Source organism: Massilia sp. CT11-137, assembly GCF_047302885.1.
In the GTDB taxonomy this organism is placed as follows: Bacteria; Pseudomonadota; Gammaproteobacteria; order Burkholderiales; family Burkholderiaceae_D; genus Telluria; species Telluria orientalis.
Genome location: NZ_JBKYMP010000001.1, coordinates 942,423 through 954,867, shown reverse-complemented (window position 1 = coordinate 954,867; position 12,445 = coordinate 942,423). Strand labels below are relative to the sequence as shown.

The 12,445-nt window shown below is 64.4% G+C and carries 12 protein-coding genes; 5 read left to right on the top strand and 7 right to left on the bottom strand.

Going from position 1 to position 12,445, the window contains the following annotated elements:
* Window positions 1-71: 71 nt before the first annotated feature.
* Window positions 72-788: a flagellar brake domain-containing protein gene (locus tag ACEN98_RS04285; protein WP_413381719.1), complete on the top strand. Its 717-nt coding sequence runs from the start codon at window positions 72-74 to the stop codon at window positions 786-788.
* Here ACEN98_RS04285 and ACEN98_RS04280 read toward each other — a convergent pair whose 3' ends face one another.
* The 7 genes from ACEN98_RS04280 to recA form a co-directional block, all read right to left on the bottom strand.
* On the bottom strand, window positions 789-2,228 hold the full coding sequence (locus tag ACEN98_RS04280) for an O-antigen ligase family protein (protein ID WP_413381716.1): 1,440 nt from the start codon (window positions 2,226-2,228) through the stop codon (window positions 789-791).
* An 89-nt stretch (window positions 2,229-2,317) separates the two neighbouring features.
* Complete coding sequence (locus tag ACEN98_RS04275; protein ID WP_413381713.1) at window positions 2,318-2,755, bottom strand: pilin; 438 nt, start codon at window positions 2,753-2,755, stop codon at window positions 2,318-2,320.
* Between the two features lie 301 nt (window positions 2,756-3,056).
* Complete coding sequence (sucD, locus tag ACEN98_RS04270; RefSeq protein WP_056124704.1) at window positions 3,057-3,938, bottom strand: succinate--CoA ligase subunit alpha; 882 nt, start codon at window positions 3,936-3,938, stop codon at window positions 3,057-3,059.
* A 17-nt stretch (window positions 3,939-3,955) separates the two neighbouring features.
* Complete coding sequence (gene sucC / locus ACEN98_RS04265; protein ID WP_056124707.1) at window positions 3,956-5,125, bottom strand: ADP-forming succinate--CoA ligase subunit beta; 1,170 nt, start codon at window positions 5,123-5,125, stop codon at window positions 3,956-3,958.
* Between the two features lie 87 nt (window positions 5,126-5,212).
* Entirely contained in the window at window positions 5,213-5,770 is a 558-nt protein-coding gene (locus ACEN98_RS04260; RefSeq protein WP_413381709.1) for a DUF2889 domain-containing protein, read from the bottom strand.
* A 263-nt stretch (window positions 5,771-6,033) separates the two neighbouring features.
* The gene (gene recX, locus ACEN98_RS04255) at window positions 6,034-6,492 is read right to left on the bottom strand and encodes a recombination regulator RecX (RefSeq protein ID WP_413381706.1); all 459 of its coding nucleotides are present in this window, start codon (window positions 6,490-6,492) and stop codon (window positions 6,034-6,036) included.
* An 8-nt stretch (window positions 6,493-6,500) separates the two neighbouring features.
* Window positions 6,501-7,580 carry a recombinase RecA gene (recA, locus tag ACEN98_RS04250; RefSeq protein ID WP_413381703.1) on the bottom strand — a complete coding sequence of 360 codons (1,080 nt, stop codon included), beginning with the start codon at window positions 7,578-7,580 and terminating at the stop codon, window positions 6,501-6,503.
* 189 nt (window positions 7,581-7,769) lie between these two features.
* On the opposite strand from recA, the gene ACEN98_RS04245 reads away from it, so the two are divergent.
* Genes ACEN98_RS04245 through ACEN98_RS04230 form a run of 4 tightly spaced genes read left to right on the top strand, consistent with a single transcriptional unit; the run spans window position 7,770 to window position 12,409 of the window.
* A complete protein-coding gene (locus tag ACEN98_RS04245; protein ID WP_413381700.1) occupies window positions 7,770-8,504 on the top strand; it encodes a response regulator in 735 nt (244 codons plus the stop codon).
* Window positions 8,501-10,066, top strand: coding sequence for a sensor histidine kinase N-terminal domain-containing protein (locus ACEN98_RS04240; protein ID WP_413381697.1), 1,566 nt, complete (start codon window positions 8,501-8,503; stop codon window positions 10,064-10,066). The genes ACEN98_RS04245 and ACEN98_RS04240 overlap by 4 nt, the downstream gene beginning before the upstream one ends.
* Window positions 10,038-10,349, top strand: coding sequence for a DUF4212 domain-containing protein (locus tag ACEN98_RS04235; protein ID WP_413381694.1), 312 nt, complete (start codon window positions 10,038-10,040; stop codon window positions 10,347-10,349). The genes ACEN98_RS04240 and ACEN98_RS04235 overlap by 29 nt, the downstream gene beginning before the upstream one ends.
* Window positions 10,346-12,409, top strand: a complete 2,064-nt coding sequence (locus ACEN98_RS04230) for a sodium:solute symporter family protein (RefSeq protein ID WP_413381691.1) — start codon at window positions 10,346-10,348, stop codon at window positions 12,407-12,409. The genes ACEN98_RS04235 and ACEN98_RS04230 overlap by 4 nt, the downstream gene beginning before the upstream one ends.
* Window positions 12,410-12,445: the final 36 nt, after the last annotated feature.

Genomic DNA, 12,445 nt, shown 5'->3' with positions numbered 1-12,445 from the left:
ACAGGCGTTTTTTTCGTTTCCAAAGAATTGCCCCAGTGCTACTATTGGTCGCTTACGAAGATGAAAACATCATGAACGACCCGCAAGCGGACCGCGAACTCAAACCCCAGGAATTCGAATTCGAATCGATGAACCTGCAGGTCGGCATGCGCTTGCAATTCATCACGCACCGGCGCCTGAAACCCGTGCAGCACTTCTCCACGCTGATCGGCTGGTCGAAGGACGAATACCTGATCGTCAAGATCCCGATGGACAACGGCGCGCCGATCGCCCTGGTCGAGGGCGAGCGCGTGACGATGCGCGTATTCTCGGGCATCCACGTGTGCTCGTTCGCATGTACGGTCGAGCGCGTGTTCGGCCGGCCGTTGTTGTATGCCCACATCTCGTTCCCGCGCACGATCCAGGGCACGAGCCTGCGCACGGCGATGCGGGTCAAGGTGGATATTCCCGCACGCATTTTCACCGCCAACAGCGCCGTGCTGGTTGCGGAATGCCTTCTTACGAACCTGAGCGTGAATGGCGCGCGCATCGAAGCGCAGAAAAGCCTGCCGCAGGACGAAGACGAGTTCGATCTGGAGTTCCTGCTGCAGGCTCCGCCCAATAACCAGGAAGTCCGTGTACGCGCGCGCGCGGCCGTGCGCAACATTAGCGCGCTGACCGGCGGTGCGGAACAGGCTGAAGGGTTTGCCTACGGTGTGCAGTTCATCAGCCTGAATCCGGCGCACTATACGTTGGTGCAGAACCTGACGTACGAGGCGTTGCTGGCGGATCGCCAGAAGATCGTCTGATCAGAAGTAGCCGGCTTTCCACAGGCGGGGCCATTGCGAGCCCGTGTTGAGCGCCTGCTGCGCCGGCGTCGGATCCTCGCTGCGCAGCCTGGCGCCGGCATCCGGCCCTGCGCCGGCGACCACCCCCACCATTGCCGCGACGATGCACAGCGCACTTATGCCATAGCGGACGCCGCCTGATGCGGCGGTGAGCGCCGGGCCGACGATCCGGTGCCAGCCGATGGCGCACCCGAGATACAACGCGACGGCGAGCTGGCTCTGCGGCATCACGAAAATGCCGGACACGAGCCCGTCGACGAGGATCGCCACGGCGCCCGTGAGCAGCGCGGCGAAGATGGCCTGGTTGACGCCGTCGTCGTCGCGGACGCGCGCGCCAGATCGCAGCAGGGCGCGCAGCCCGTACGCGATGGCGGCAAGCAGGCACGCAAGGGCGGGCAATCCCCATTCGACGGCAACCTGGAACAGCCAGTCGTGCGGATGGGCACCGATGTGCAGATAACCCGCATGGTGTGCGAAATGCATGGGTCCGACGCCAAGCCACGGATGCTGTTCGATCAGCGCGGCGGCAAGCCGCCACAGCAGCATGCGGCCGGACGCCGGATCGGCGGCCGTGCGTTGGAACGCGGACGAAAACGAACTCATGCCGGCGGCACCGAGCAACGCCGGCACGACGGTCAGGAAGAAGAAGTACGCGACCAGGCCCAGTGCCGCCGTCGTGGCGACGTGGCGCAGGTACGGCGCGGCGCGGCGCCGCGCCAGCACGGCGGCGACGGCGCAACCGGCCATCATGCCCACCAGCGTGCCGCGGCCCGCCGTGGCATACAACGCCATCCACCAGTACGTCGCCACCGCCATCCACAGCCAGCGCAACCTGGACGCACGCGGCGTCAGGCAGCACAGCAGGATCAGCAGGGGCAACGTCGAGGTCTGCGTATGGTTGAAAAAACGGATGTTGCTGAAGTTGGTCGTGAAGTCGTCCAGGGCCAGCGGGATACCGAGGCTGAGCCCACCGACATACGCGACGATGAACAGGAAGACATAGAACGCGCACATGACGCCCAGGCAGCGGAGGACGAGCAGGAGGGCCGGTTGTCCGTTGCGCGCGATCTCGGCCGCGACCATGGCGGCCAGCACGTAGAGCAAAAACAGGTTCGCGACTTCGAAGGCGGCAAAGCGCGGCGAGAAGGCCGCCGCGGTGCTCAGGATGCCGAGCAGGAAGAACGCAGCCAGCGCCATGCCGGGGCGTCCGGAAAACAGGCTGGAGAGGGTCTTGCGCTCGACGAGGGCGATGCTGCCGCCCAGCAGCACGGTGCCGATCTGGACGAGGCGCTGATGATCGTGGCCGGCCACCATCATGAAATTGGCCAACAGGGCCAGGCACAGCAGCGCCGTGAAGCGCGTCCGCAACAGCGCCGATGGATGGGTTCCCGTCGTAAGCACGCTAGACCTCGTTCGATCCGGTAATAAAAAAAGCCGCCCGGCTTACACTGGGCGGCTCCTTGACGCTATGTCGGTTGAGTCAGGACAGATTAGCTGCCGGTGCAGGACGTGCCAGCGATCTTCGGAATGTCAGCCGCGTCCAGAGTCGATTTGCACGACCATGCGCCGTCGTCGCCACGGGTCAGCGTAATCGTCTTCCCTTGCACGGTGGACGGGCCGCCCTGGATCTTGCAGAGCAGGGTCGAGCCCGTCGCGTCGAACTCGCAGTTCGAGGTCGGCGTCGCTTTGGCCGCGAGGCCAACTTGTTCCGGAGCGGAAATGGTTGCGCCTTCGTTCAGTTTCACGTCGAAACCGGTCTTACCAGCCGACACTTCAGCCAGCGCAGCCGTGAACTTCGACTTGGCAACATAGTTCTGGTAAGCCGGGATAGCGACGGCGGCCAGGATACCGATAATCGCGACAACGATCATCAGTTCGATCAGGGTGAAGCCGGCTTGGGCTTTCTTGACGATTTTCGGTGCTTTCATGATGTCTCTCCAGGTGGGGCACTGCAAAATTAAGGGGTACTGCGTATCTGGTTACTGCTTGCTTCTGCCCTTACACTATGCAATGGGCGTGCCAGCTCGTTTCCGTACAGAATCGTTAGCACAGTGCCATCGAATTGTGGGTTTTCGCGTACTTTTTGCATTGCCGCATGACAATTTTTGTCACGCCGGCATGGCGAAAATTGTCACCCCGACCGTTTTTGTTGAGTTACGACGAAAATTGTCAGCACAAAAAAAACGGGACGCCGAAGCGTCCCGTGTCATCGGATCCGAAACCGCAGGATTACAGCATCGCCTTCAGCAGACGAGCCATTTCCGACGGGTTCTTGGTGACCTTGATGCCGCAGGCTTCCATGATCTCCAGCTTGGCGTCGGCGGTATCTGCACCGCCCGAGATCAGCGCGCCGGCGTGGCCCATGCGCTTGCCCGGCGGCGCGGTGACGCCGGCGATGAAGCCGACGACCGGCTTCTTCATGTTGTCCTTGATCCAGTACGAAGCATTGGCTTCGTCCGGGCCGCCGATCTCGCCGATCATGATGACGGCGTCCGTGTCCGGATCGTCGTTGAACATCTTCATCACGTCGATGTGCTTCAGACCGTTGATCGGGTCGCCACCGATGCCGACTGCCGACGACTGGCCCAGGCCCAGTGCGGTCAGCTGGCCGACGGCTTCATACGTCAGCGTGCCCGAACGGGACACGACGCCGATGCGGCCTTTCTTGTGGATGTGACCCGGCATGATGCCGATCTTGATCTCGTCCGGCGTGATCAGACCCGGGCAGTTCGGGCCCAGCAGCAGGGTCTTCGAACCGGCCTTGGCCATGCGGTCCTTGACTTCCATCATGTCACGGACGGGGATGCCTTCGGTGATGCAGATTGCCAGGTCCAGCTCGGCTTCGACGGCTTCCCAGATGGCGGCAGCGGCGCCTGCCGGCGGAACGTAGATGACCGACACGGTCGCGCCGGTGTTCTGCTTGGCTTCCTTAACGCTCGCGAAGATGGGGATACCCTCGAAGTCCTCACCGGCTTTCTTCGGGTTCACGCCTGCGACGAAGGCTTCACGGCCGTTCGCGTAGTCGCGGCACATGCGGGTGTGGAACTGGCCGGTCTTGCCGGTGATACCTTGGGTGATGACTTTGGTGTCTTTGTTAATCAGAATCGACATGTTATTTCCTTTGCGAATTAGGCTTGGCCAGCAGCGGCGGCAACGACCTGCTTCGCTGCGTCTTCCATGGTATCGGCCGAGATGATCGGCAGGCCGGAGTCGGCCAGCATCTTCTTGCCCAGGTCTTCGTTGGTGCCCTTCATGCGGACGACCAGCGGCACTTGCAGCGACACGGCCTTCGATGCGGTGATCACGCCTTCGGCGATCACGTCGCAGCGCATGATGCCGCCGAAGATGTTGACCAGGATGGCTTTCAGGCCCGGGTTCTTCAGCATGATCTTGAAGGCTTCGGTGACCTTCTCGGCGGTTGCACCGCCGCCGACGTCCAGGAAGTTGGCCGGCTCGCCGCCGAACAGCTTGATGGTGTCCATGGTGGCCATGGCCAGGCCGGCGCCGTTCACCAGGCAGCCGATGTTACCGTCCAGCGAGATGTACGCCAGGTCGAATTTCGATGCTTCGACTTCGGCCGGATCTTCTTCGTCCAGGTCGCGGTAGGCGACGATTTCCGGGTGGCGGAACAGGGCGTTCGAGTCGAAGTTGAACTTGGCGTCCAGGGCGATCACTTTACCGTCGCCGGTCAGGATCAGCGGGTTGATTTCAGCCAGCGATGCGTCGGTTTCCCAGTACGCTTTGTACAGGCCTTGCAGGTTCGCGCGCGCAGCGGCGATCGAGCCTTCCGGCACGCCGATCTTGCGGGCGATGTCGTCGGCATCCGCATCGGTCAGGCCGACGCTCGGCTCGATCACGACGTTGTGGATCTTTTCCGGGTTGCTGTGTGCAACTTCTTCGATGTCCATGCCGCCTTCCGACGAGGCCATCAGCACGACTTTCTGGGTGACGCGGTCGGTGACCAGCGACACGTACAGTTCTTTCTTGATGTCGGCGCCTTCTTCGATCAGCAGGCGGCGGACTTTCTGGCCTTCCGGACCGGTCTGGTGGGTCACCAGCTGCATGCCCAGGATCTGGTTCGCGTATTCGCGCACTTGTTCCAGCGACTTGGCGACTTTCACGCCACCGCCCTTGCCGCGGCCGCCAGCATGGATCTGGGCCTTGACCACCCAGACCGGACCGCCCAGCTCTTCAGCTGCTTTGACAGCCTCGTCGACCGACAGGCATGGAATGCCGCGCGGAACGGTCACTCCGAATTTTCGGAGGATCTCTTTGCCCTGATACTCATGGATTTTCATGCTGGCTTCCCTTCTTCTGTTACTGATGTAGTTTAGAAATACGGTTGAAAAATAAAGCGACAAATCCGGAGTCTACTCCGGACAACACTACCCCGGCACCGCCTTGAGCGACCAGCGCGGGTAATACGTTTCGACGGCGGGGCCGTCGAGGCGCAGCGCGTGGCAGCGGTCCAGTTCGTAAGGCCGCCCGGCCGAAGCATCGGCCGGGCGGTTGGCCATCGCGTCATCGGCGAAGGCCTGGATTGCCGCGGTGGGCAGGACTTGCGCGAGTTCGGTCAGGTGGGTGCAGCCGAGTACCCCGGACAGGCGGTCCTTCAGATGCAATCGGAAATGTTTCAGCAGCGACAAGCCGATGAGCTTTTTATACGCAGGGGCGATGGTGTCGCAGAAACCGGGATAGGGTACGGCATCGGACGCGGCTTCGGCGTCGACGATGTTCATGTCGCGGTCGATAGTCACCCGCAGTTTGAGTTCGTGCACCGGCAGGCCGGCCGGACGGGCCCCCGAAGGCAGGGCAATGTCATGCGTCTTGGTGTCGCGGATGCACGCGTCGAGGTCCCACAGGCCATCGTCGCGCGCGAACGCTTCGACGGTAATGGCGCGCGTGTGCCTTGGCTTACGCGGAGCGGGAGGAGACAGGGGCATAAACACCAATGCCGGAATGCGGCGAAAAAATTTGCAGCCGTTGTGCCTGATGCACGTTGCCGCAGCTTCTACGGCAACAACCGCTCTTGCGGCGCTGCTTAAACCATGAAAGTTTAGCACAGGGTAACGGGCTGTGCACCGTCTCCCCGGTTACAGAAGGGTTTTTGCAGGGAAGATAAGGGGAGATGTTGCGAAGTTGTGATGCCGAAAGCGCAAGCTCGCATCATAACCAAGACGACAGTGGGACATTCACAACGATGAGATCAGAGGTCGTCCTCGTCGTCGCCGCCCTTCAGCGCGGCACGCACCGCACTCTGGGAAAAGCCGCGTTGCATCAGGAAGCGCATCTGTTTGCTGCGTTCTTCGGCGTCCTGCGGAACCCTGCCGAACTTGCGGCGCCAGACGTCACGCGCCCGTGCCGTTTCGGATTCCTTCAATTCGGACTTGAGTTCGTCGAACGCTTCGCCATTGACGCCATGCTGCTGCAGTTCGGCGAGCACCCGGGCGTTACCGTAGCGTCCGGCTCGCCGGTGAACCAGCGATTCGGCAAACCGCTCCTGCGACAGCCAGTTGTTCTTTTCAAGGAAATCGAGGAGGGCTTCGACGTCGTCGCCCTCCTCCGCATAGCGGGACAATTTGCGCGCCAGTTCGAGCCGGCTGTGCTCGCGCGTCGACAGATACTTCAACGCGCGAGCCTTGAGGCTCAGCTGCTGGCGCGGCATCAGGACGATTACTCGTCGTCGCCGATGGCTGCCGGCACGACCGCAGCACTGCCGGCCGGGGCCGGCGGCAGTTCGCGCACGCCGAGGGCGGCGCGGACCTTGTTCTCGATTTCGCGTGCCAGTGCCGGACGCTCCCTCAGGAAGATACGGGCATTGTCCTTGCCCTGACCGATACGCTCGCCACCGTAGCTGTACCACGAACCCGACTTCTCGACGATCTTGTTGTCCACGCCCAGGTCGATGATCTCGCCTTCGCGCGACGTGCCTTCGCCGTACAGGATGTCGAAGTGCGCTTCCTTGAACGGGGGCGCGATCTTGTTCTTGACAACCTTGACCTTGGTTTCGTTACCGATCACCTCGTCGCCGGTCTTGATCGAGCCGGTACGGCGGATGTCCAGACGCACGGAGGCGTAGAACTTCAGCGCGTTACCGCCGGTCGTCGTTTCCGGGCTGCCGAACATGACGCCGATCTTCATACGGATCTGGTTAATGAAGATCACCAGGGTGTTCGTACGGTTGATCGATGCGGTCAGCTTGCGCAGCGCCTGCGACATCAGGCGGGCCTGCAGGCCCGGCAGGGAGTCGCCCATGTCGCCTTCGATTTCGGCACGCGGCGTCAGCGCCGCCACCGAGTCGATGACCACCATGTCGACACTGCCCGAGCGCACGAGGGCGTCCGTGATTTCCAGCGCCTGTTCACCCGTGTCCGGCTGCGAGATCAGCAGCTCGTCCAGCTTGATGCCCAGCTTTTGCGCATAGGTCACGTCCAGCGCGTGCTCGGCGTCGATGAACGCGCAGGTGCCACCCAGCTTCTGCATCTGGGCGATGGTCTGCAGGGTCAGCGTCGTCTTGCCCGACGATTCCGGCCCGTAGATCTCGACGATACGGCCACGCGGCAGGCCGCCGACGCCGAGTGCGATGTCCAGGCCCAGCGAGCCGGTCGAGACGGTTTGCACTTCCTCGACGGGCGCATTGGTATCCATGCGCATCACCGAGCCTTTACCGAATTGCTTTTCGATCTGCGCGAGGGCTGCTGCCAGCGCCTTGCCCTTCTCGGCTGCATTTACTGCGGATTTTTTGTCGTCCATAACTTTCTTTCTGTCCTAGAGTGAACCAAGGTGTGGGCCGCTCGCGCGATTTCAATAGGAAGTACTGTATAAAATCCCAGTGGTTTTGGCAAGCGATATTTACCATCGCCTGCCCCATTCGACATGTTGCGAAACTTCACACACAATACGCGGGTAAGCGGGGTCGAACAACGAAAGCCGGGGGAAAAGATGCGTATTTTACTAGCCGAAGATGATAGCGTATTGGCCGATGGGCTGACGCGCTCCTTGCGCCAGTCCGGCTACGCGATCGATTGCGTCAAGAACGGCCAGGACGCGGACACGGCGCTGTCGACCCAGGAGTTCGATCTCCTGATCCTCGACCTCGGCCTGCCCAGGCTGTCCGGCCTGGACGTGCTGCGCCGCCTGCGCGCGCGCGGCTCGCTGCTGCCGGTGCTGATCCTGACGGCCGCCGATTCCATCGAGCAGCGCGTGGGCGGCCTCGACGCCGGCGCCGACGACTACATGCCCAAGCCGTTCGCGCTGTCCGAACTGGAAGCGCGCGTGCGCGCCCTCACCCGGCGCGGCCAGGGCGGCGGCTCGACCGTCATCCGCCACGGCCCGCTCGTGTACGACCAGGTCGGCCGCAGCGCGACCATCAACGACCAGATGCTCGACCTGTCCGCGCGCGAGCTGGGCCTGCTGGAAATCCTGCTGGCGCGCACGGGCCGTCTCGTGTCGAAGGAACAGCTCGTCGACCACCTGTGCGAATGGGGCGAGGAAGTGTCGAACAACGCCATCGAGGTCTACGTGCACCGCCTGCGCAAGAAGATCGAGACGGGCGGCATCCGCATCGCCACCGTGCGCGGCCTCGGCTATTGCCTCGAGCGCTTTTCCGAGAATAACCGCGACAGCGCCCGCGACAGCGCCCGCAAGAGCGCCGAAGCGGCCAACGGCCAGAAGTGAAGCGGTTCAAGCGGCGCGCGGCCGGACCGGATCCGCTCGCCGTCACGGAACCGGTCGACGACCTCTACGTCCCGCCCAGGCCGGAACCGGAAGAAAGCATCCAGCACTCGCTGTTCGGCGAAATCCTCGACTGGATGCTGGCCCCGCTGCTGCTGCTGTGGCCGATGAGCATCGCGATCACGTACCTGGTCGCGAAGTCGATCGCGAATCAACCGTTCGACCACGCGCTGGAAGACAGCGTCACGGTGCTCGCGCAGCAGGTCAAGGAGGTCGACGGCAAGGTCGTCGCGCGCCTGGGCGGCACCGCGCGCGACATTCTCCGTGCGGACGACGTCGACAGCGTGTATTTCCAGATCAGCGGCCCGCGCGGCGAGCTCGTCGACGGCGACCGCGACCTGCCGCCGCCGAACCCCGACGACGCCGAGCGCAGCGGCCGCGTGCACTTCCGCACCGAGACGCTGCACGGCACGCCGGTGCGCATCGCCTATGCCTGGGTCAATCTGCAGCCGCTGCTGGACGCCACGCAGGAACCGCGCCTCGCGCTCGTGCAGGTGGCGGAAACGCTCGACAAGCGCGCGCAGCTGGCCAACGAGATCATCAAGGGCGTGATCCTGCCGCAGTTCATCATCCTGCCCGTGATCCTGGCCCTCGTCTGGTTCGCGCTGTCGCGGGGCCTGTCGCCGCTCGCGCAGTTGCAGGAACGCATCCGCGCGCGCCCGCCGGACGATTTGTCGCCCATCGATTCGCGCCAGGTGCCGGAAGAGATTTCGCCGCTCGTGGGCTCCCTGAACGACATGCTGGCGCGCCTCGCGCACACGATCGACGCGCAGAAGCGCTTCATCGCCGACGCCGCGCACCAGATGAAGACGCCGCTCGCGGGCATGCGCATGCAGTCGGAGCTGGCGCTGCGCCAGGTCGATCCGAACGAGATCCACCGCTCGCTCGAGCAGCTGGCCACGAGTTCGGAATCGGCCACGCGCCTCGTGAACCAGTTGCTGGCGCTGGCCCGCGCGGAAAACCAGCCGCACGCGGGCCAGACGCTGGAACCGCTCGACCTTGCCGCCCTGGCGCGCGACGTCGTGCAGGACTGGGTGCAGGCCTCGTTCGCGCACGAGATCGACCTCGGCTACGAAGTCATCGGCGACCCGCCGGAGATCGACGGCAGCGCCATGATGCTGCGCGAGCTGCTGTCGAACCTGATCGACAACGCGCTGCGCTACACGCCGCCGGGCGGCAGCGTCACCGTGCGCGTGCGCGGCACGAACATCGGCAACGGCAACCAGGCCTTGCTGGAAGTCGAGGACACGGGCCCCGGCATCGCGCCCGCCGAACGCCACCGCGTGTTCGAACGTTTCTATCGCATCCTCGGCTCGAGCGCGTCCGGCTCCGGCCTCGGTCTCGCCATCGTGCGCGAGATCGCGCAGCAGCACGGCGCCGACATCGAGATCTTCAACAACCCGCGCAGCACGCACAAGAAATTCCCGGGCAGCCTGTTCCGGCTGACCTTCCCGCCCACCGTCACGCTTGTCCCCGATGCCGACCGAGACCGCCCCTTCCTCTGACCCCGACCGCGAGCGCCAGGCCATCGTTGCCGCGCGCGCCGCGCACTGGGCGCGTGCGCGCCGCCTGATCGCGCTGCTGCTGGCGCTGTGGCTCGCGACGAGCTTCTGCACCGTGTTCTTCGCGCGCGACCTGGCGCACCTGTCCGTGTTCGGCTGGCCGCTGTCGTTCTACCTCGCGGCACAGGGCGCGTCGCTCACGTACCTCGCCATCATCGGCGCGTACGCCTGGCGCATGCGCATCCTCGACCGCGATTTCCAACGCATGCTGGAGGGCCGTTCATGACTGGGACGGCCGCCAGGACCCGCAGCTATTTCCGCCGCCTCGCCCGCTACTACCTGTGGTTCACGCTGTGCTTCGCGCTGTTCCTGGGCGCGCTCGCGATCCTGGAACACGAGGGCATGCCGCGCCAGTGGATCGGCCACCTGTACATGTTCGCGACGATCGTCCTGTACGCGATCATCGGCGTCGTCAGCCGCACGTCGAACGTGTCCGAATACTACGTGGCGGGGCGGCGGGTGCCGGCGCTGTTCAACGGCATGGCGACGGCGGCCGACTGGATCTCGGCGGCCAGCTTCATCAGCCTCGCGGGCACCTTGTACCTGCACGGCTTCGACGCCCTCGCCTACGTGATGGGCTGGACGGGCGGCTACTGTCTCGTCGCCCTGCTGATCGCACCCTACCTGCGCCGCTTCGCCCAATACACGATCCCCGACTTCCTCGCCGCGCGCTACGGCGGCGAGACCGGCACGCGACAGGGCAGCATCGTGCGCGCGCTCGCGGTCGGCGGCACCATCGTCGTCTCGTTCACGTACGTCGTCGCGCAGATCTATGCCGTCGGCCTGATCGCGTCGCGCTTCACGGGCGTCGATTTCTCGGTCGGCATCTTCCTCGGCCTCGCCAGCATCCTCGTGTGCTCGTTCCTCGGCGGGATGCGCGCCATCACGTGGACGCAGGTGGCGCAATACATCATCATCCTCGTCGCCTTCCTGATCCCGACGATCTGGCTGTCGATGAAATTCGCGGGCAACCCGGTGCCGCAGGTCGCGTACGGCTCCGTGCTGCCCAAGCTGGCCGCGCGCGAAGCCCAGCTGGCGGCGGATCCGCGCGAGGCCGAAGTGCGCGGCCGTTTCCGCGCCCGCGCCGACGACTACGCGGCGCGCATCGCCGCGCTGCCCCACTCCTGGGAAGCGGGCAAGATCGAGGCGCAGCGCCGGCTGGACAAGGCGCGCGGCCGCAACGCGCCGCTGACCGAAGTGCGCAGCGCGGAACGCGAGCTGCTCGACTATCCGCGCACGGCGGACGAAGCCGCGCGCGTGTGGACCGAACTGCGCGCCGCCAACCTGGCGCGCGCCCAGCCGCCGGAACCGCACGCGGAACCGTTCCCCGGCAAGACGCGGGAAGAATCGGACATCCGCCGCAACAATTTTCTATCGCTCGTGTTCTGCCTGATGTTCGGCACCGCGGCGCTGCCGCACATCCTGATGCGGTCCTACACGACGCCGTCCGTGCACGAGACGCGCGTATCCGTGTTCTGGACCCTGTTCTTCATCCTGCTGATCTACCTGACGATGCCCGCGCTGGCCGTGCTGGCCAAGTACGACATCTACACGGCCCTCGTCGGCACGAACTTCGATTCCCTGCCGACCTGGGTCTCGTACTGGGCCAACGTCGACAAGGCGAATCCGTTGATCAGCATCGTCGACGTCAACCGCGACGGCATCGTGCAACTGGCCGAGATCGCGATCGACGGCGACGTGCTCACGCTGGCCACGCCGGAGATCGGCGGCCTGCCGTACGTGATTTCCGGGCTGGTGGCGGCCGGCGGCCTGGCGGCGGCGCTGTCCACCGCGGACGGCCTGCTGCTCGCGATCTCGAACGCGCTGTCGCACGACATCTACTTCAAGATCGTCGACCCGGGCGCCTCCACGCAGAAGCGCGTGACGATCTCCAAGCTGCTGCTGCTGGCCGTCGCGTTCATCGCGGCCTACGTCGCGTCGCAAAAGCCGGCCGACATCCTGTCGCTCGTCGGCGCCGCGTTCTCGCTCGCGGGGTCGACCATGTTCCCCGCGCTGGTGGCAGGCGTGTTCTGGAAACGGGCCAATTTCGCCGGCGCGATCGCTGGCATGGCGACCGGCTTCCTCGTTTGCATCTACTACATGCTGCACACGAATCCGATGCTGGGCGGGAGCCTCGATGCGGTCTGGTTCCACATCGCGCCCATCTCCGCGGGCGTGTTCGGCGTGCCGGCGGGGGCGCTGGCGCTGGTCGTCGTCAGCCTGGTCACCAGGGCGCCGCCGCGCGCGAGCGGCGGGCTCGTGGCGCATATCCGGGCGCCGGAATAAAAACGCATCGTCGACGATCCAATGACAACGGGCGCC